This is a genomic window from Deltaproteobacteria bacterium (assembly GCA_016931625.1).
In the GTDB taxonomy this organism is placed as follows: Bacteria; Myxococcota; XYA12-FULL-58-9; order XYA12-FULL-58-9; family JAFGEK01; genus JAFGEK01.
The window spans coordinates 12,705-32,871 of the sequence record JAFGEK010000179.1 but is presented as its reverse complement, the minus strand read 5'-3'; the positions used below and the strand labels follow the sequence as shown (position 1 = coordinate 32,871).

The 20,167-nt window shown below is 43.7% G+C and carries 18 protein-coding genes and 2 tRNA genes; 14 read left to right on the top strand and 6 right to left on the bottom strand.

The annotated features are described in order from the left end of the window. Positions 1–177: 177 nt before the first annotated feature. From JW841_15495 to JW841_15480, 4 genes are read right to left on the bottom strand one after another with little or no spacing between them, the layout of a single operon-like run. Positions 178–1,137, bottom strand: a complete 960-nt coding sequence (locus JW841_15495) for a Gfo/Idh/MocA family oxidoreductase (GenBank protein MBN1962337.1) — start codon at positions 1,135–1,137, stop codon at positions 178–180. Between the two features lie 36 nt (positions 1,138–1,173). Continuing rightward, positions 1,174–2,007 carry an acyl-ACP--UDP-N-acetylglucosamine O-acyltransferase gene (gene lpxA / locus JW841_15490; GenBank protein ID MBN1962336.1) on the bottom strand — a complete coding sequence of 278 codons (834 nt, stop codon included), beginning with the start codon at positions 2,005–2,007 and terminating at the stop codon, positions 1,174–1,176. Between the two features lie 28 nt (positions 2,008–2,035). Beyond that, positions 2,036–3,067 carry a UDP-3-O-(3-hydroxymyristoyl)glucosamine N-acyltransferase gene (gene lpxD, locus JW841_15485; protein MBN1962335.1) on the bottom strand — a complete coding sequence of 344 codons (1,032 nt, stop codon included), beginning with the start codon at positions 3,065–3,067 and terminating at the stop codon, positions 2,036–2,038. A 23-nt stretch (positions 3,068–3,090) separates the two neighbouring features. Next, on the bottom strand, positions 3,091–3,627 hold the full coding sequence (locus JW841_15480; protein ID MBN1962334.1) for an OmpH family outer membrane protein: 537 nt from the start codon (positions 3,625–3,627) through the stop codon (positions 3,091–3,093). Between the two features lie 151 nt (positions 3,628–3,778). On the opposite strand from JW841_15480, the gene JW841_15475 reads away from it, so the two are divergent. The 10 genes from JW841_15475 to JW841_15430 all read left to right on the top strand — a co-directional run bounded on the left by JW841_15475 (position 3,779) and on the right by JW841_15430 (position 13,384). Further along, positions 3,779–4,213, top strand: coding sequence for a hypothetical protein (locus JW841_15475; protein ID MBN1962333.1), 435 nt, complete (start codon positions 3,779–3,781; stop codon positions 4,211–4,213). Between the two features lie 51 nt (positions 4,214–4,264). Then, positions 4,265–5,731, top strand: coding sequence for an IMP dehydrogenase (gene guaB, locus JW841_15470; GenBank protein MBN1962332.1), 1,467 nt, complete (start codon positions 4,265–4,267; stop codon positions 5,729–5,731). Between the two features lie 24 nt (positions 5,732–5,755). Beyond that, complete coding sequence (gene guaA, locus JW841_15465) at positions 5,756–7,321, top strand: glutamine-hydrolyzing GMP synthase (GenBank protein ID MBN1962331.1); 1,566 nt, start codon at positions 5,756–5,758, stop codon at positions 7,319–7,321. Beyond that, positions 7,312–7,962, top strand: a complete 651-nt coding sequence (locus tag JW841_15460; GenBank protein MBN1962330.1) for an aminodeoxychorismate/anthranilate synthase component II — start codon at positions 7,312–7,314, stop codon at positions 7,960–7,962. Before guaA ends, JW841_15460 begins: the two co-directional genes overlap by 10 nt. Then, positions 7,959–8,990 carry a chorismate-binding protein gene (locus JW841_15455; protein ID MBN1962329.1) on the top strand — a complete coding sequence of 344 codons (1,032 nt, stop codon included), beginning with the start codon at positions 7,959–7,961 and terminating at the stop codon, positions 8,988–8,990. Before JW841_15460 ends, JW841_15455 begins: the two co-directional genes overlap by 4 nt. Beyond that, positions 8,966–9,583, top strand: a complete 618-nt coding sequence (locus tag JW841_15450) for a hypothetical protein (protein MBN1962328.1) — start codon at positions 8,966–8,968, stop codon at positions 9,581–9,583. Before JW841_15455 ends, JW841_15450 begins: the two co-directional genes overlap by 25 nt. 80 nt (positions 9,584–9,663) lie before the next feature. Then, a tRNA-Arg gene (locus JW841_15445) sits at positions 9,664–9,742 on the top strand. Between the two features lie 141 nt (positions 9,743–9,883). Next, positions 9,884–10,324 (top strand): transposase, encoded by a 441-nt coding sequence (locus JW841_15440; protein ID MBN1962327.1) that lies wholly within the window; start codon positions 9,884–9,886, stop codon positions 10,322–10,324. A 321-nt stretch (positions 10,325–10,645) separates the two neighbouring features. Next, positions 10,646–13,201 carry a hypothetical protein gene (locus JW841_15435; GenBank protein ID MBN1962326.1) on the top strand — a complete coding sequence of 852 codons (2,556 nt, stop codon included), beginning with the start codon at positions 10,646–10,648 and terminating at the stop codon, positions 13,199–13,201. A 27-nt stretch (positions 13,202–13,228) separates the two neighbouring features. Further along, complete coding sequence (locus JW841_15430) at positions 13,229–13,384, top strand: hypothetical protein (GenBank protein MBN1962325.1); 156 nt, start codon at positions 13,229–13,231, stop codon at positions 13,382–13,384. Between the two features lie 225 nt (positions 13,385–13,609). Here the strand turns inward: JW841_15430 and JW841_15425 are convergent, their stop codons facing one another. Then, positions 13,610–14,818, bottom strand: coding sequence for a DEAD/DEAH box helicase (locus JW841_15425; GenBank protein MBN1962324.1), 1,209 nt, complete (start codon positions 14,816–14,818; stop codon positions 13,610–13,612). Between the two features lie 410 nt (positions 14,819–15,228). Between JW841_15425 and JW841_15420 the strand changes: the two genes are divergently transcribed. Both JW841_15420 and JW841_15415 read left to right on the top strand, forming a co-directional pair. Next, positions 15,229–15,837 carry a hypothetical protein gene (locus JW841_15420; GenBank protein ID MBN1962323.1) on the top strand — a complete coding sequence of 203 codons (609 nt, stop codon included), beginning with the start codon at positions 15,229–15,231 and terminating at the stop codon, positions 15,835–15,837. Between the two features lie 227 nt (positions 15,838–16,064). Beyond that, a complete protein-coding gene (locus JW841_15415) occupies positions 16,065–17,621 on the top strand; it encodes a response regulator (protein ID MBN1962322.1) in 1,557 nt (518 codons plus the stop codon). A gap of 97 nt (positions 17,622–17,718) precedes the next feature. Here JW841_15415 and JW841_15410 read toward each other — a convergent pair whose 3' ends face one another. Then, on the bottom strand, positions 17,719–18,276 hold the full coding sequence (locus JW841_15410; GenBank protein ID MBN1962321.1) for a hypothetical protein: 558 nt from the start codon (positions 18,274–18,276) through the stop codon (positions 17,719–17,721). Between the two features lie 153 nt (positions 18,277–18,429). Between JW841_15410 and JW841_15405 the strand changes: the two genes are divergently transcribed. Next, complete coding sequence (locus JW841_15405) at positions 18,430–19,710, top strand: CCA tRNA nucleotidyltransferase (GenBank protein MBN1962320.1); 1,281 nt, start codon at positions 18,430–18,432, stop codon at positions 19,708–19,710. 274 nt (positions 19,711–19,984) lie between these two features. After that, positions 19,985–20,062 (top strand) — tRNA-Pro (locus tag JW841_15400). The last annotated feature ends 105 nt before the right edge of the window (positions 20,063–20,167 follow it).

The following is a 20,167-nucleotide window of genomic DNA, read 5'->3' as shown; positions in this document are numbered from 1 at the left end:
GTAAAGTTCAAGATATCTACAGCAAAAATAGCTGGTTATCAGCTGTATCATCGCCTTTCATTCCCTGTTCCTTATTCTCTGTTCTTTAAATACTCCGTTAAAAAAATGAAGATTTAAAGAACAGAGAATTTAAAACTGGGAATTTGAAGTGAGAGCTTATTGGTAATCATGTCTAATTTATTTTGCAGTCGAAGAGTAGGTGGGGATACTCATAGCTTCTTTTACTGCTGCGGCAAGTTTTAGTGCTTTAAGTCCAGCAACACCATCAACTCGTGGTTGACGTTTATTTATTATACTTTCTAAAAAATCGTGATCTTGAAGCGCCAGTGGATCACCTGGCTGTATATTTATTGGCTCTCCTTCAATTTGGGCCCAATCACTATCTGGATTTGGTGGCAAACGACGTACAGATTTAACCTCACGATTTTGACAATCAATCGATAAATAGCGCTCTTTGGTAAATAAACGAATTTTTCTTGAAGGTTCGAGGGAAGCCCTGCCTGCTGAAAGTTGTGCTACGGTACCATCAGCAAAAGCTAGTCGTGCGGCAGCCATATCGACCTTATGACTTAGTACCGGCACACCAATAGCACGAGCTTCTACCAAAGGAGCGGCCACCAAAGCACCAACAATATCTAAATCATGAATCATCAAATCTAAAATTACATCAACGTCTGTAGATCGTCCTGAAAATGGGCTTAATCGTTCAGTAACAATGTATCCAGGCTGGTCAGCTACACTCAGAGCTGCTGATACAGCAGGGTTATAGCGTTCAATATGGCCTACTTGTAAAAGGCAGCCTTGTTGTTGCGCAGCAGTCACAAGTTTTTCACCATCAGCGGGAGTAACTGCTAGAGGTTTTTCTAATAATACATGCCAACCACGTGCAAATGCAGCTAAACCGAGTTCTAAATGTGTGGAAGTAGGGGAAGCTATTATCGCAGCATTAGCAGTACCAGAAAATGAATTTAATGATTCTACAATAGGGACATTATATTTTTGCCGTAAGTCATGGTGCTTATCTAACTTTGGTTCGACGATTGCTACAAGGATAGCGTTATCGTCGGCAGCAATTTTTTGTAAATGGAAGCCGCCTAAATGACCAGCTCCGACAACTACAACTTTTATTGGTAGCATTGTCGGCTCATTCCATAAAGTTAGGGACATCCACTATTATTCGGCGGATGTATCATCAGAGTCTGCATCAATTTGTTCAGCACGCCCAGGGCATATACCACGCTGTTGATTGTGAATAAATTGGCATATTTCTTTTACCTCGGGATTGTTTGTCACAAACTCAGCTTCAGTGCGTGCTAAAGCATCTGCAAAGGTATATTGATTTTGATCGCGATAAAATAAGCTATTAAAAGCAAGCCTAAGTGAGCGTATTTTTTCGCGATTAAAACCAGCACGTTTTAGGCCAATGATATTAATCCCAACTAATTGAGCCCGATCCCCTTTAGCAATGCAAAAGGGTGGTACGCTCTGAGCAACCATTGAAGCGCCAGTAATATAGGCATTACGTCCAATTTGACAAAACTGATGAATGCCAGCAAGCCCAGCAATTACTACATTATCATCAATGGTAACATGCCCAGCTAAACCTACTGAATTTGACATGATAATACGATTGCCAAGTATGCAATCGTGGGCGATATGAATATATGCCATTAATAAGCAGCCATTGCCAATACGCGTTTCCATATGGCCGGCTTGGGTACCAATATGAATTGTGGCTGATTCTCGAATTACATTTTCATCACCAATAATTAGTTGAGCAGGTTCACCTTTAAATTTAAGATCTTGAGGTGTGCCACCAACAGACGCAAAGGGATAAATGACATTTCGCGCACCGATAGTAGTATCATTATCAATCACAACGTGAGACAGCAGACGAGTATACGGGCCAATCTTCACCTTCGGACCAACGATACAAAAAGGGCCGATTTCTGCCGATGAATCAATTTGTGCCCCTTTATGCACGATCGCCGTTGGATGAATCGCCATTAAAAAACTCCTTATATAGCTTTATACGTCAGGCCTTCGACTGACATTCTAATGCAGCAAGTCGCTGCTCTAACTCAATAATTCTACGACGCAGTTCAGGTAAAGATTGTTTTATTACCGCTACTTTACGCCACTTGTTATGTGGTATTGCTGGTGTACCTGAATATATCCCAGGCTTATCAATAGTATTTGAAACACCAGTACGAGCTCCTAGCATAATTCCATCAGTTAGATGAATATGCCCAACAATGCCAGTTTGCGCGCCAATAATTACTTGGTTGCCAAGTTTAGTACTACCAGCAATGCCAGTTTGACTAGCAATTACGCAATTCTCACCTAATGCTACATTGTGTGCAATTTGCACCAAGTTATCGATTTTTGTACCCGCGCCAATTCTGGTCTCGCCAAAAGTTGCCCTATCTATCGTAGTATTGGCGCCAATTTCGACATCGTTTTCAATAACGACTATTCCAATCTGTGGAATTTTATTACGTACTCCATGTTGGTCAGGTGCAAAACCAAAACCGTCACTACCAATGACTACACCGGAATGTAAAATAACCCGATCGCCAATTTGGCAGCGATTTTGGATGCAAACTTGTGGATGTAAGAAACAGTCATCACCTACGACAGCATTGGGACCAAGATAGACACCAGGGCCAATTATACTTCGCGCACCAACGCGAGCACCGGCTTCAATAATAGCACCAACACGTATTGTCGCAGTATCATTTATTATAGCTGTTTGCGCTACATGAGCCCCATCTTCAATACCCACGGGATAACTGGGTATAGGATGCAAATATGTCGCTATATGGGCTAAGGCAAGATAAGGATCCGGGCAAATGATTAAATTAGTCGGGGCCGGCTCTACAATTTCACGGCAGAGCACAGCGCCAGCTTTAGTTTTTGCAAATTGTTCTTGATACTTGGGGTTTGCATAAAAGCTTAAATGCGCAGAGGTAGCGTTGCCGAGTTCTGCGACATCTTCAATTTTATGCTTACCATCACCAATAACCGTACCGTTGATGAGAAGCGCTAATTGACCAACTGTGGCCATGATTGCGGGGCCTTATTGCCGATTTATTTTTTAGAAGAAAATTTGCGATTATATTCACGCACTACAGTATCGGTGAGATCTAAATGCCGTTTATAATAAAGAACCGTATCTCCAATATTTAATATGACATGGTAACCATCGCGATCACCAATTGTATCAATAACACGTTGAATTTTTTGAGCTATTTCTGTTGTAAGTTTGCTTTCTTGTTCGCTCAGTTCTTTTTGTAACTCCATATAAGTGCGCTGTAGCTCAACAAAACTACGTTGCAGTTCTTCTTGCTTTTTAGCTTTGACTTCTGGATTCATCATTGCTGCTTTTTTATCGAAGTCTTCTTTTTTTACTTTTAAATCATTCTGCATCTTATCAAGTTTTTTTTGCTTTTTATCAAAATCGGTTTTTAGTTTAGCCTTTGCTGTTTTGCCATCTTCAACTTCATTTAAGGCCCTAGCTAAATTAACATAGCCAATTTTAAAGGAGTTGTCGTTAGCAGCATGAGTTGATGAAGCACTCATAACAGTGGTGATGAAAAGAGGTACGGCAAATTTTAACAGACGCATGATAAACTCCCGCTATATAGACATAGCGCCACAAGTAATAGGCGCGCCCTGTATCACACCCCTAGCATAGCCCTCAACCCTTTGTTGCTAAATAAGAGTCGATAAATCAATCCTTTGCTTTAAAGTTATAAATGCTTGTACATTAATGCTTGTGTCTACTGTCGAAACTTTAGGTTCTATGCTGGTTCGTGAAGAAATTATTTCACGAACGCAATTATACGACGCTTTGCGTCTCCAGCGCGAAAATGGCCGATTATTAGGTACTTGCCTGTTGCAGCTAGGTCATATTGACCCCAATGTACTTTTAAAAATGCTATCCCAACATTTAGATATCCCAGCATTACCAGCAGGATGCTTACACAAAGCAGCAATAGAAGCTGTTCAACGGGTGCCACGCGAAATTGCTTTTCGCCTCAGAATTGTGCCTTTTTCGTGGGATGAACAAATATTGGGATTAGCAATAACTGATAGTCGAGTTTTGACACAACTTAATGAAGTAGCGTATCACGCTCGTGCTGCTGTTGGCGTATATCTCGGTCTCGAAATTGAGATCGAAACAGTTTTGCCGATTTTATATCAACAGTAGCCAAAATCATTATTAACAGAGTAAAAGGACCACCTTGTTGGGAGGCCTATTATGTCGGCTACATTCGATTATCCATTGGCTTTAACATTTGATGATGTCTTGTTAGAGCCGCAACATTCAAATGTTTTACCGCGCGAAACCAACGTACATACGCATTTAGTGCGATCGTTGCCAATATCAATGAGTATTCCTATCGTTTCCTCAGCAATGGATACGGTCACTGAAAGCCGTATGGCTATTGCTTTGGCACGAGAAGGGGGGATGGGATTTATACATAAAAACTTGTCGATCGAAGAACAGGCCAAAGAAGTATTACGGGTTAAAAAAAGTGAATCTGGAATGATCGTTGACCCAATTACTATTGCTCCTAATGCTCGTGTTGCTGATGTGCGCGAGTTAATGCGTAAACATGAAATAAGCGGTATACCTGTTGTTTCTGGCGAGAAACTAGTCGGTATAGTCAGCAATCGCGATCTTCGTTTTGTTGATAATCTCGATATTATGGTGAGCGATGTAATGACCGTAAAGGTTATTACCGCTTCTGAAGGCATTAATCTTAAAGCAGCAAAAGCCTTGCTGCAAAAACATCGCATAGAAAAGCTTCCGGTTGTTGATAGCGAAATGCATTTGCGCGGTCTGATCACTATTAAAGACATTGAGAAAAGTGAAAGCCATCCAGCAGCAACTAAAGACAGTCGTGGACGATTACGTGTTGGGGCTGCCATTGGTGTTGGCAGTGATAATCTTGAACGTGCAAAAGCGTTAGTTAATGTAGGTGTTGACGTCATTGTTATTGATACTGCTCATGGACATAGTCAGGGCGTGATCGACACGGTTAAAGAATTCAAACGCAATTATCCAGAATTACCTTTGATTGCTGGCAATGTTGCCACGCCACAAGCGACTGAAGCGTTAATTAAGGCTGGCGTCAATGCCGTAAAAGTTGGTATTGGTCCGGGTTCGATTTGCACTACACGCGTTGTTGCAGGTGTTGGGGTTCCGCAATTTTCAGCAATCTTAGAGTGTGTTCGTGCCGCCCAACCTTATGATATTCCTATTATCGCAGATGGTGGTATTCGTTTTTCTGGTGATGTTGTCAAAGCCTTGGCAGCCGGCGCATCTACAGTAATGGTAGGTAGTCTTTTTGCTGGTACTGACGAAGCACCAGGAGAAGTTGTTTTATACCAAGGTCGTTCTTATAAATCTTATCGGGGTATGGGCTCATTAGGTGCTATGCAAGATGGTAGTGCTGACCGATATTTTCAAGAACAATCTGCTAGCAATTTAAAACTAGTGCCAGAAGGAGTTGAAGGCATGGTGCCTTATAAAGGTGCCTTAGCTACAATGATTCTGCAACTCATTGGCGGTTTACGTGCTGGTATGGGATATGTGGGTGCTAAAGATTTGCCAACCCTGTATAGCAAAGCTCGTTTTCGTCGAATCACCTCTGCTGGGAAAAACGAAAGCCATGTTCACGATGTAACTGTAACTAAAGAACCACCCAATTATCGTATGTAAAAAGGTACAAAGGTAAAAGGTAAAATGTCGATGCAAAAAGTATTAATCATCGATTTTGGTTCACAATATACTCAACTGATTGCACGTCGCGTGCGTCAACTGCGGGTTTATTGTGAAATTCATCCCAATACCATTAGTATAGCAAGAGTAATTGAGTTCGCACCAGCGGCTATTATTCTTAGTGGTGGTCCCTCTTCAGTATATGAACAAGACGCACCCACAACTGACCCTAAAATTTTAGATATGCAAGTGCCGATTTTAGGTTTGTGCTATGGCCAGCATCTATTAACCCAGCATTTTGGTGGTAAAGTAGTTCCATCGCAACATCGCGAATATGGTCGTGCTCAAGCAATACGTCAAAAAACCGACAGTAAGGCTGGTAAGGCATTATTAGAAGCTTTTAATGATGGCGAATCTTTTGAAGTTTGGATGAGTCATGGTGATCGCACTGAAGCATTGCCTGCCGATTTTGTCGCGATTGCCAGCACTGATAGCACACCATATGCAGCCATTGCTCATCGCACCCAGCCAATCATGGGCTTGCAATTTCATCCAGAGGTAAGCCATACACCTCGTGGGCTTGAAATAATAGAGGCTTTTCTATTCAATGTATGTGATTTAGCGCCTATTTGGACCATGGGCGCTTTTTTAACCACCCAAATTGAAGCAATCCGTCAACGTGTGGGCGAGAATGAACGTGTTATTTGTGGGTTATCAGGTGGAGTAGATTCATCAGTAGTTGCCGCCTTGCTTGCACGTGCATTGGGGGATCGCGTCGCTTGTATTTTTGTCGACAATGGTTTGGTGCGCCGCGGTGAAACTGCCCAAGTATGCGAGCTTTTTGAGCATGCTTTTCATGTGCCTCTAATTGTGGCCGATGCTCGTGAACGTTTTCTTAAAGCACTTGCTGGGGTTAGCGATCCGGAGAAGAAACGCAAAATTATTGGCGCTGAATTTATTAACGTATTTGAGGCTGAAGCTAAACGTATTGGTAACGCACGCTATCTTGCTCAAGGCACGCTTTACCCTGATGTAATCGAATCAGTTAGCGCTAAAGGGGGGCCGTCTGTTACTATTAAAAGTCATCACAACGTCGGTGGCTTGCCAGAGCGCATGAACCTTGAGTTAATTGAACCATTGCGCGAACTATTTAAAGATGAGGTGCGTCTGCTTGGGGCTGAACTTGGTCTGCCGACTCATTTATGTCAGCGCCAACCTTTTCCGGGTCCAGGATTAGCCGTACGCATTTTAGGACCAATTACCGCCGAAAAATTAGAAGTCGTACGTCATGCCGATGCCATAATTAATGATGAAATTCGCGCTGCCAATTTATACGAAAAGTTGTGGCAAAGCTTTGCCGTATTGCTGCCGGTGCGCTCTGTCGGGGTAATGGGAGATGGGCGCACCTATGAAGAAGCCATTGCCGTTCGCGCAGTCGATTCGGTCGATGGTATGACTGCAGATTGGGCACGCATCCCTTACGAAGTATTAGGACGTATCTCAAACCGCATTATTAATGAAGTTCATGGGGTTAATCGTGTGGTTTATGATATTTCGTCAAAGCCACCCGCAACGATTGAATGGGAATAATTGCTACAATCGACTCGTTATTTGCGGGGCGAGATATACAGCGTCGATCATTTGAAATGGGCGTCGCTGCAAGTGCTCAACGCGTCTTGTTTCTTGAAAATGAAGATTCTTTTTCGTGGAATCTTATCGATCGTTTGCCGTTTGCTCGTGAACAAATTAACATAAAAAGCGGTCGCGAGGTCGCAAATAATCACAATATACTTAATAGATATGATTTGCTGGTTATCGGCCCTGGGCCGACTGATCCGATTAGGGCAGGTTTGATTGCGGTGGTGCAAGCTGCGGCAAAATTGCGTCTGCCCACCCTGGGTATTTGTTTAGGGCATCAGGCAATCGGATTAGCTTTTAATGCTAAATTAATTCGGGTTAAACCAGCACACGGTCTTATAACCCAAGTATGCTTTAGCCCTTCACGAAGCTTTGCTGGTTTGATCAGTGAAATGACGGTGATGCGTTATAATTCTTTAGCGCTTAGTAATGTCGTTGCCCCGCTACGAATAATTGCGACAACTAATGATGGTTTAGTTATGGCTATTGAGCATGAAAGTTTGCCGATAGCAGGTTTGCAATTTCATCCTGATTCATACGCTACTTTACTCGGTAAAGAAATGCTAAGTGCGTTTTTTAAGTCATTACTATGAAACTAAGCGAAATTGATCAGCTAGAATCTTTTGCTTTATTGGGACCAAAGTTTAGCGATGGTGTTTGTTTGTTGATGTCAGAGCTCGCAATAGATAAATTATCTAGTAGAAATGGTGATTCTCTAAGATTAGTGTTTGTGCCATTTGAAACAAATGCAAATGCTGCGCAAATTTTTAAACCTGCTGACTGCAAAGCGATTACCCTTGAATTTGATGTCCCTGTAGTGTTACCAGTAGCCAAGCTGGCTGATTTAAATTATATTGATAATATATCGCAAATACGCCAAGCAATCGCTGCCGGTGATGTATATCAGGTTTGCTATACTATTCGTGCAAAACTTGATGGTGATATTAGTGGAGCCTCACTGTTTGCTTGCATGAATACTCAGAACATGGCGCCGTTTGCGGCATGGGTGCGCTTACCCAACGGAGTTGAATTTGTTTCAGCATCACCTGAATTATTTTTTAGTATTAAAGGTCGACAAATAATCTCACAGCCAATGAAAGGCACCATGCAACCACAAAGCGTGAATGACCTAGTTGCCAGTGTTAAAGACCGCTGTGAATTGGCAATGATTACCGACCTAATACGCAATGACCTTACGCCTATATGTGAGCCACACTCTGTTAGCGTCACCTGTGAGCGTCAAATTTTAAAACTACCCTATGCAGTACAGACGGTTAGCGAAATTAGTGGCATATTATTACCACAGATTAACAGCATTGATGTATTGACAGCACTGCACCCTGGAGGCTCAGTAACTGGCGCACCTAAACAAGCAGCGCTTAAAATGATAACAAAGCTCGAATCTACAGTGCGTGGTGCTTATTGTGGCACCTTAGGTATAGTTTTTAACAAGGAACATTCTGTTTTTAATTTGCTAATTCGTACAGCTAGTTTTAGCAATGGTTCTTGGGTTTATGGAGTTGGTAGTGGTATTGTTTATGACTCAGACGCCAGCAAAGAACTGCAAGAAATATATACAAAGTTAGGGGCATTAACATGCCATACACCAGCCTACGCTTAACCGAAAGAGGCATAGTACTAAAAGACTTTCATATGCGTCGTCTACAAGCGGCAGGACCAAACGCTGATGCTGCGTTAGAACAGTTAGCCAAAGATAAAAAACCGGGCTGTTATTCAGTATGGGCTGAGGATAAAGTTTGGCGTATAGAACCACGAGGTGAGTCGCGTTTGTATGATGGTATGCCTATTCGTTATTTACCTTCGCCATTGTTGGGGAAAGTGGGGCCATGTGCAAAAACGGCTTCGCCCAATCCTTACGATGCAGTGAGAACATTAGGAATAGCTACATTACTAACTTCTGCTAACGGCGAAGAAATTTTTGAAAGCTGTTCGGCTGCGGTTATTGGATGGGATGGTAATCAATTTATTTGTGTACCTGAAAATAATCCACATGTATGGTCAACAAGCGAGGCTGCTATTCGGAAATATATGCCTTTTATTAGTGCACCAATAAAAATTAGCGATACGTTCCCTGTTATATTGGTCAATGCCATTAAAGGCGTTTGCACAATTACGACGACAGATCGACAGGACATGCCACAAAAAGTTATTAAACAACTAGAAGAACTATTTTTAGATTTGACCTATTTTTAAACTAACATGAATTTTATTTTTTAACGTTTTGTTTTCTTGACCAGTTAATATATTTGCACCTAGAAGCTCTTTTATTGGTTGCCCCCGTAGCTCAGATGGATAGAGCTGGGGATTCCTAATCCCTGTAAGCCACAGGTTCGACTCCTGTCGGGGGCGCCAAGTTTTTTAGGGTCCATACCGGAGACATAGGTAACATTTGATACCGGATACATAGGTTACACTAACCCTTAGAGTTGATTAAAAAATATTTATAAAATTGAACAAGAGGCTAAAGACGCTGCTTTCAACCCACAAGAGCGTTTGGCTTTGCGGCAAGAAAAATCCCTGCCTCTGCTTGATAAATTTAATCAATGGGTTGATGATTTTTTGCGTAATGTTTCGCCTAGTAACCCACTGATTAATGCAGCTACCTACGCTAAAAATCAAAGACCATTTATTAATCGTTGTTTTACTGATGGACGTTTTGAAATTGATAATGGGCGGGTTGAAAGAGAAATTCGCGAACCTGCTATTGGCCGCAAAAATTATTTGTTTGCTGGCTCCAGTGTTGGGGCCAGTAGTTTGGCTGCTGCTTATACGGTGGTGCAATCGGCTAGAAAATGCGGCATTAACGTGCGTGATTATCTGATTGATATCTTGACACGTCTTGATAATGGTTGGCCTGCTAAAAAACTCACCGAGCTTTTGCCTGATAAGTGGGTACGCGAGCGCTCGCTTATCGCTACTGCTATCATCGATTAAATTACTAATTAGCCATCTTAATACCGAACTACCGCTGATTATTTCGTGAATATTACCGTAAATTATCTCACATATTTTGCTGGCCCTTGCTACTATTATTGGTGATTTGTTTTGCATTTAGCAAAAGTTAGCAAAATTATTTGATGACTGCTCACAGGCCGTTTATCGGGAGCTTACATTACAACATAGCAACTTTTGGGCAAAAATATCGCGCTGGTTGATAAATTGTCAGCCACAGTGGCGGGGAATTGTATAGGTGTTGGTAAAAGGAAACCAACCATGACCAGCATACCATATCCTGTTGCTGTTCCGCCCCCACCCGTGACTACCAGTGGATCCGCCGCCGCGGCACAAGGCGCGGTTGATGCGGCGATGAAGCGTATAGACAATATCTCTTCGAGAATCACCAGCATTACAGAGGCCATGGCCGTCATTCAAGAGGCTATCGCTATTTTGCAACAAGAGCTGGGCGCACTTAAGCCTCCCAACCCCAACAACTACTACAAGACCGAGCAGCACACTGAGGGCACGCCACCCAATGAGCACACGGTGAACGTCCGCGTCTTCGACAGCGCAGCGTATAGCGCTGCTTTAGCGGTATACGATCATGAGGTCGCGCGCCTACAAAGTCAGATCCAAAGCAAGCAAAACGAGCTGGCGCAAAAAGAGAGCGAACTCAGCCGCGCGCAAAATGATTTGGCGCAGGCACAAAACGAGCTAGCGCATGCCCAACAAGAGCTAGAACGAGCTTTGCATGACGATGCCCAAAAGCTGCATGAGGCACAAGAGCGCTATGCCGAGGCACAACGCCAGATGCAGGAAATGCAAGCTGAAGCCTTGCAGGCACAGGCCGAGGCGCAAAAAGCCCAAGACGAGCTTACTCAAGCCAACGCGCAGCTACAGCAGATCCGCGATAACTATACGGAAAATGCTGCGGAGCGCGCACGCCATCCTGAGGCATGCGCACAACAGGACTATGCTAGGGCGATGACGGCCAGCAACGCAGCCAGCGCGGATCTGCAAACCGCGGCCAATTATTTGCCGCGGCTGCAGGACGGCGAGCTCGCGCCGCCGAGACTATCGCTCAGTGCCGAAGATTTCGCCGAGCTTACCCCTCGTATCGACGGGCTAAATAACGAGGTGTACGCGCGGAGTACCGGTCTATTGACACGCTATGGCGAAGGAGGCTCTACCAACATACCTACCACGGCTGGAGTGCAGATGATCGATGCTTGGAAGGCCGCTGGCTTTTCCGAGCAAGAGATCCAAACCGCGCTCACCAACATGGTCGGGCCGACCGCCGCGCAGCAGATGCTCTCTGCCGATGCCGTCTCTGGGGGATATATCGACGGCTATACGGGTACGTTGGGAGTGCTTAACACCAACCCACTATTCGTATCGATCGCTGGCGGCGACGGTATTCCCATGAGCGAGGGCTGCAACGGGGCGAGCGTGCGTGATGTAGAGCTGACGCTGTTCTCATTGCATGTTTGGGGGCCGTTTGGGCCGCCAAATGCCAGCGTCGCAGCTGACAGCTACCAGTACGATCAGACCACCGAGGCCGCGGTGCGCGCTTTTCAAGAGCAGTACATGCGCACCAATCGGCCAGCGCAATATCAGTACTTGCAAGATAATAATCTTCTGGGCACCGTTGACTCCACTACCTTGCTTGCCATGGATCAGGCCAAGCAAGACGGCTGGCAAGGCGCGTGGATGCCTGGTAGTACCGGGCAGGGCGCGATATTGGATGCCAACTTCGATGAGACCGACGCGGCCTTTGTTCCCGCTGACACCACGGGTACGGTCAATCGCGTGCGGGTCAGTGATCCTCCGGAAAACCCCAGGGTCAATCCCTCCGACCTCCCGCCGGATATCGCTTATATGAATATGGATGATGCTATGGACTATGTCTATAACGATGCCTATCAGAGCGTCATTGGCAATAACACCGAACTCTATTCATACAATGACTTGGCGCGATTGCGCACGCAAGCTAGCACCCTGGCAACCCAGCAGGTAAATAACTTTCTCACGATCGCCAGCCGCGGCATCACCGCCAATAGCATCGCCGAGTATAACACGGTTGCAGCGAGCCAACGTACCATCGATATCTCGCAGCTCAGCCAGGACGAGCAATATGACTACTTCCAAAATTTGGTGAACGATCGCGGCGGCACCTTCCGTATGGGCGAGGGTGAGGTCAACATCATCGGCGTGCGCGGCATGCAGAACGGCGTCACCGTGCCCAATACCGGCAATCAGTATAATGATACGATCTATGTAGTAGTGATGCAAAACGGCGAAAAACATGTGTATCCCTTCACGGGCTCGGTGGAGCCTGGGGTCTGGAATGAGCAGAACCACGGCAGCTACGGTTATACTATGCGTGAGCCCGAATATTACGCGAGCGGGCGCTATAAGGTAAACGAAGACGGTACCGTCGCGGTCAATCCTGCGAGCGAGAACCAAGGCATCCTCGCGCTCTCAGACGGCTACTATCAAAACGCCTTCAGTCTGGACACCACCGACACGACACGCGGGGACAACAGCGGCTATATCTTGGCGCAGACCAAGCCGCTGGTGGTCAACGTTGACAAGTGGGGAGTGAACGGCGACACCAACGGGACCATCGATTCCGGTGAGCGCGACGAGCGCTATGCCCCTTCGTGGTGGGACATTTGGTTCCATCAAAGCGGAGACGGCGCGCAAGTGGGGCATAGCTCCGCGGGATGCCAGGTGATCCAAGGCACCGAGGAATTCAATCAGTTCATGCAGCTCGTGCGTAACGATCCCGGTCGCAATGCGGGCTTCAGCTATCTCTTGGTTTCGGGCACCGAGCTGCCACCGCCGCCGCTGCCAATCGATCAGCCACAATAAGTAAGGTTGAACAACATAGAGAAGCAAATGAAGGAACAACTGGTTAATCTGCCAGCCGATCAGCGTGCTGATGCTACCGCGGAGATGAACAAGGCTCTGGAGGACATGAAAGCTGTAAAAAACGCTACTGAAGCACGGAAAAAATATGGTGATGCTTGTGGTCGGTTATGTGCTCAAAAATGATGACGAGGTAATTAAGCAGCGCCTCGAGGCCATGAAAAAGGCACTCGGTAGATAGTCATCGAGCAACTTATTGAAGACGAATACGTTACTTGGTTTAGCGATCCCGTTGCTATGGTTAAACTATAAGATTGCCATTTTTCGCCTGTCATCGTTGTGGCGCCAATTATATGGCTTTAGTTGGGGCTGCAGGTGCTGTGGTTGAACTCACCTTAATAATAATATCATTTATGCGTACTGTGGCTTGCTATTGTAGTGTTTAGTACTGCGTTTTTTTGCATTACGTTTTTTATTGCATAGCGATTGCTTGACCTCGACGAATGGATGTGAGTGTTCAACTGGCACCATGGTTTTAATTAGCGACTCAATATTGCGTAAAAGCGGTTGCTCATCCTGGTCACAAAATGAAAGCGCAAGACCACTAGCGCCAGCACGGGCAGTACGACCAATACGGTGTACATAACTTTCAGGTTCGTTAGGGAGATCAAAGTTGACAACGTGGCTGATGCCAGTAACATCAATACCTCGGGCGGCGACATCAGTTGCAACCAATACTCGTGTGTCACCCTGTTTAAAACGCAACAAAGATTTTTGTCGTGCATTTTGTGATTTATCGCCATGAATAGCCTCTGCATTTATAAGCATTTTTTGTAGCTTACCACTTAAGCGATTAGCGCCATGTTTCGTGCGTGTGAAAACAATGACCCGATCCGCCGAACGGTCGGTCAGCACATGGGCAAGCAAATCGGTTTTACGGGCTTTAGCTACAAAATATACCCGCTGGTCGATACGATCAACAGTGGAGGCAACAGGCGTTACAGCTATGTGTATTGGATCATTTAGCAAACGCTTGGTCAGCTCGCGTATTTCTGCAGGCATGGTGGCTGAAAAAAGTAAATTTTGTCGCTTGGGAGGCAATACCGCAAGAACCCGCTTAATTGGTTTTATAAATCCCATATCGAGCATACGGTCAGCTTCATCGAGAACAAAGTGTTCGATATTAGAAAGTTTAACATATCCTTGATCCATCAGATCAAGCAAGCGACCAGGAGCAGCCACAAGCACATCAATACCTTCTTGGAGTGCGCGAATTTGTGATCCTTGACTAACACCTCCAAAAATAACGGTACCACTCAAGCCAGAGCCACGCCCATAGAGGGCAAAGCTTTCAATTATTTGTGTGGCTAACTCACGCGTAGGTGCCAATACCAACACCCGTGGCAAGTGACCTTTTCTTGGATGCTGCAAAAGTCTATGCAATATGGGCAACGCAAAAGCCGCGGTTTTGCCTGTACCGGTTTGGGCACACGCCAATAGGTCGCGTCCTTTAAGTACTTCGGGAATGGCGCGCGCCTGAATGGGAGTAGGCATTAAATAACCCTGTTGGCGTATGGTGTTGAGAAGAAGTGGGTGTAAATTTAAATCATCAAAACGCAAGAGTAATCCTTTTGAACTACCAATAGTTCACTATATTTGGAACCACATGAAAGATAACAAAAAACCAACAGGAGGAAATGATATCAGTCAGGAGAGTACCAGAGATTCACGTTATTTGTACTTTATTGGTCTGATATAGTCAATCGTCGAGCTTTATTATTGTAATTAGAGTTATTGAGATTTTATAATTTGGCTTTTTAATAATAACTGGTTATGATCGGTTTTTTATATATATTGGATGTTTGCAAAAGGATATGGCGATTATAATGAGTCGCAACACTATTTTAGTTTAGACAATTTAAAAATTATAGCGCTAATTTTATCGGGGTTGGCTTTTTTAAATGCATGTTATGGCGCTGAAATATTGATATTAGGTCCATTGGTTCTTGCTTTTATTGTGATTATAGTTTGTGGCAATATTTTACTCGCCATTTTTGCCGTTGGTTGGTGTGTTAGAAGTATCATTTTTTAATTCCTATTATTTATGGTTTATTCTTTTTTGTAATGGGACCGCTGATGAAGGTTGCGAGTGTACGCCTATGCAGGAACACTCATGTTATGCTGGTACAAGTGGCAGAGATATCGGTGAGTGTCATTCAGGAACAAAGTATTGTGTGGATGGCCATTGGTCAACAACCTGCGCAAACGAAGTGCTGCCACAGCCTGAGAATTGTACTGATGGTAAAGATAATGACTGTGATGGTTTAACTGATCAATATGATACGAGTGATTGCCCGCAACAAATTCAGCAAATAGAACCAGGCAACAATGATCAGCCTAGCGCTGATGCTAATGACGATTTGCCGATAACCGAAGATTCACCGATAACTGAAGTTTCACCTGCAACCGAAGCTTCGCCAAACCAAGAGCACTCGCCGACTATGGTTACCAGTAGTTATTCATGCAATAGTAGCAATAGCGGCAAATCAATGCCCGGATTGCTATGGATGTTGCTTGCAATGCTGATCGCTTTTTTTAAACGCCACAAATTTTACCAACGTAAAAATTTAGGGATGTAAAAAACCGCTTTATAGCATTCTGCTTTCTACAGTGCTTTTAAATGGTACCTGACACTTTTAAATCACACCTTTGAAGGGCTAATATTAACTGCAACTACATGGAGGTTTATTACAACAAAAAGCGTCTACATTCTTCTATAGACTATATGTCTTCAATCGTCTATTTAGATGAAAACTCTACTCAATGTCGCTTAATCATGTGTTAATTATTTCGCTGAAAGATGAATATGAGAGAGCTAACTACAAGCATTTTTAAAGAGAAACATCTGGCACAATTTGCAGCATTCGCAGTTGAAAGCTTGTCCGATGGGGTTTTTCTGATCGCGAGAGATGCGAGTATTGTGTACGTTAATACTGCAGCTTGTAAACAACTCGGATATTCTGAAGATGAGTTACTCAATTTAAATATTATGGATATTAATCCGGGATTAACGCAGGAAATTTGGGACTCGGTCTGGGGGGTTACCGTCAGCGACAAAATACAGACTATCGAGACTACTCATTTGACTAAGGACGGACTAATCGTCCCCGTTGAAGTGATCGCAAATTATATTGAAATTGAAGGGGAACAATACAGCTGCACTTTCACGCGGGATATATCAAAACGAAAAGAGATGGAAGCACGGATCCGGCAATCGGAGAAAATGGAGGCAATCGGTTTTCTGGCGGGAGGTGTTGCGCATGACTTTAATAATCAATTATGTGGAATTCTTGGATACACTGATCTTCTTCAACTTGAGCTTAGCGATGCCTCTTTTAAAGTAACGAATTATCTTGATGGAATCAAAGTGGCGACACAGCGTGCTGCTGGACTGACTTCCCAGTTGCTCGCATTTGCTCGGCAGGGCAAGTACCTTTCGGTATCGGTTAATGTTCACAAACTTATATTGGAAACAATTGAAATACTCGCAAGGAGTATTAATAAGAATATAAAAATCATAACCCATTTAGAGGCCGGAAATTCCTATACTCTGGGTGATCCTTCTCAGCTAGAAAGTGTGCTGCTCAATTTGGGTATCAATGCGCGGGATGCAATGCCTGAAGGAGGCGAGCTACTTTTTGAGACCGGGATAGTTGATGTCGATGGGGACTTCACACGAAATAATATATTCAAACTAGAACAAGGGAAATATATCAGGATCTGTGTTTCGGATACCGGGCTCGGAATGACTGAAGATGTTAGAAAACGGATATTCGAACCATTTTTCACTACTAAAGAATATGGCAAGGGTACCGGGATGGGTCTGGCATCTGTGTACGGCACGGTTAAAAACCATCGTGGTGCAGTTGAAGTTACCAGTATTCCCGGTAAGGGAACCGAAATGATTCTCTTTCTTCCCTGTATATCTTGTCCTGAAGTGGAAGAGGAGATTAAACTCCCAATAGCTGATGCTTTACCTGCTATTAAAGCGAATATCCTGCTTGTTGACGATGAGAGATACCTACTAAAAGCTGTCGGTGCAATGCTGGAACGGCTTGGTTGTCAGGTGACAACGGTTGATAACGGAATAGATGCGATTAGAATTTATCGCGAGCAGTACGCTGCTTTTGATGCTGTAATTCTGGATGTCATAATGCCTGAAATGGGGGGTAAAACGACTTTCATGAAAATGAAAGAAATTAATCCGAATATTGTTACAATAATCGATTCGGGATACAGTCTGACCAGCGACGTGCAAGAAATGCTGGATGCCGGTGCACAGGGTCTTATTAAAAAACCCTTTCTTATTTATGAGTTGGCTGAGATGTTGAATAGGGTGCTCGGCAAGGGAGTAATAGACTAGCGGTAGATTCCAAAGAAATGCCATAATGATGTACATGCACCCTAACCCTACTGATTATTTTAAGTCGCTTTCGGTATCTATTTCTGAATGTATCGACTCATCGTAAGACTGCCGGTGATAATGGCGGTCGATCAAAAGTGTAAGTGGCGTATATCAAAATATCAGTAACGCCATAGAAAGCTGGTCTAATACCTGTAGTAGAACCTAAATCAAGTGTTGCTATACCGCCAACTCCAATATTTTTTGTAAGAAAGTAATCAGCACCTGCGCCAACTCGTGCACCAACAAAGGTAAGATTAGCCCCCAATACATTGAATAGCTTACCCAAAGAAAATTGTAGTTGAGCATAAGGATAAATCGGTAAATCAAAATCTGTTAAGCGATAGCGCCCACCGATGTGAAAGCGGACAGGGTAACTGCTACCAAAACCTAATGATAAATCAGTAACCGCACTGTACTGTGAACTGAAGGAATATTCACCTTGAGTTTGTATTAGAAAATAAGCTCGACCAGCATCAAGCAAAGAACCATAACGTATGGTAGGACCAATACCACCGGAGACACTAAACGTACCGGGGTCGATAGTACGAGCCATTGCAATGGAGGTAGTGAGTAAAAGTGTTGTATAAAGAAAAAATAGTCTAAGAATTCGCATAATTAGAATGTCCTAAGAAAAATATTTTTTCATAAGTATGTGATGACCAGCATGATAAAGTCAAACTCGTAAAGAATAAATTAGCTATTAACATATATATTCTTTGCGAGTTATTTATACTGAATCAATATCATTATGAGTTAAGGTTAAAAAATGACCACTATAAGCAAAACGATTCATAGAATAGCAAGCGAACGTTTTGCGATAAAACGGCTTAAAAGATGGCTCCCGCCCAACGTAAGCCAGGTCATTAAGGTCTTACATAAAGCAGGCGGACAAGCATTTTTAGTCGGTGGTGCAGTTAGAGATGTATTTCTTGGGCGACGAACTAATGACTGGGACATTGCGACCAATTTGCTACCATCGCAAGTAGCCTCACTATTTTCTAAAGTTGTTCGTGCAGGAGAAAAGCATGGCACGATTATGGTCATTATTGATGGAGAACCTATTGAAGTTACGACATTTCGTCGTGATGGCGCATATTTAGATCAACGCCGACCTGCCGCTGTCGAGTTTCACACTAATATCAATGAAGATTTAACTCGGCGCGATTTTACTATTAATGCTATTGCTGCTGATCTTATCAATGAACGCATAATTGACCCATTTGCTGGTGTTGCTGATTTGCGCAAAGGAGTAGTTCGTTGTGTTGGCGATCCTTCAACTCGTTTTAACGAAGATGGTTTACGCATATTAAGAGCTGTGCGCTTTGCTGGAGTGTTGTCTTTTCGTATTGAAAAAACAACACGAGCTGCAATACCCAAAGCAATTAATACTTTTTTAGCAGTCTCATGGGAACGCAAACGTGATGAGATGAGTCGCTTGTTGGCTGCAGCTCCATTTTTTTCTGCGTGTATCAGGGAATTGTGGCATACAGGTTTATTAAAAGAATTGGCGCCAGAATTGATGACGATTCAACCAACGCGTCTTAAGGCTATTGATAATATAAAAGCAAATCAGCCGTGGCAACGCTTTACCGCTTGGGCAATGTTGGCAAACCTAACCCCAAACATAGCAGGTGAAATATTACGTCGTTGGAGAGCAGGCAACCAAGTTATTCGCGAAGTTGAGCAGAACTTAAAAGCATTAAACCTTTTAACCGATAATAGCCCACCTAAAGGCTATTCATTGCGTTGTTGGTTATCACAAATTGACGCTGCAACAGCAAAGACTTCTGCAAAAATTGCAGCGTGTATTTGGCACTCATACCATGAATTTCCACGCCGTACTCAAAGAGCGATTAATCGCAATCTCCCGCTGAAAATCTCACAACTGGCAATTACTGGAAATGATTTAGTTGCCGCAGGGTTTGTAGGACGTGAAGTAGGGGAGACACTAACGCAAATACTTGAATTTGTAATTAAGCATCCGCAATTAAATAAAAGAAATCAGTTAATAACATTCGCGCACAGGTTATCCACAGGCAAAACCTAGAGAAACCGGACTATTATGGTATATCCTACATATCATTTTTAGGATTTCAGGCTACTGACCACCATACAGGTAACACTGCATATTTATTTTATATTACAGCTAGTTACCAAATATATATATTGTTAGACTTTACTTTTCATTTGCTTATAACCATAAACATGTATGCTGTAAGCAGACTTTAGCATAGCAGCATGCCTGTGGGTAACATTAGCCAGCCAGTAGAGATAATTGTTGACCTTATCAATCCTGCTCGTCTATAGGGTCGCAAAAGGTTCGGGGCGTAGCGCAGTCTGGTTAGCGCACTTGACTGGGGGTCAAGGGGCCGCAAGTTCAAATCTTGTCGCCCCGACCAAATTTTATTTTCTGATATCGATAGCTTGCCGGTTACTTCAATTTCTGAATTTTCGGTTCTTCTCAATCTGTATAATATTTCTTTACTTTACAGCTAATCTTAAAG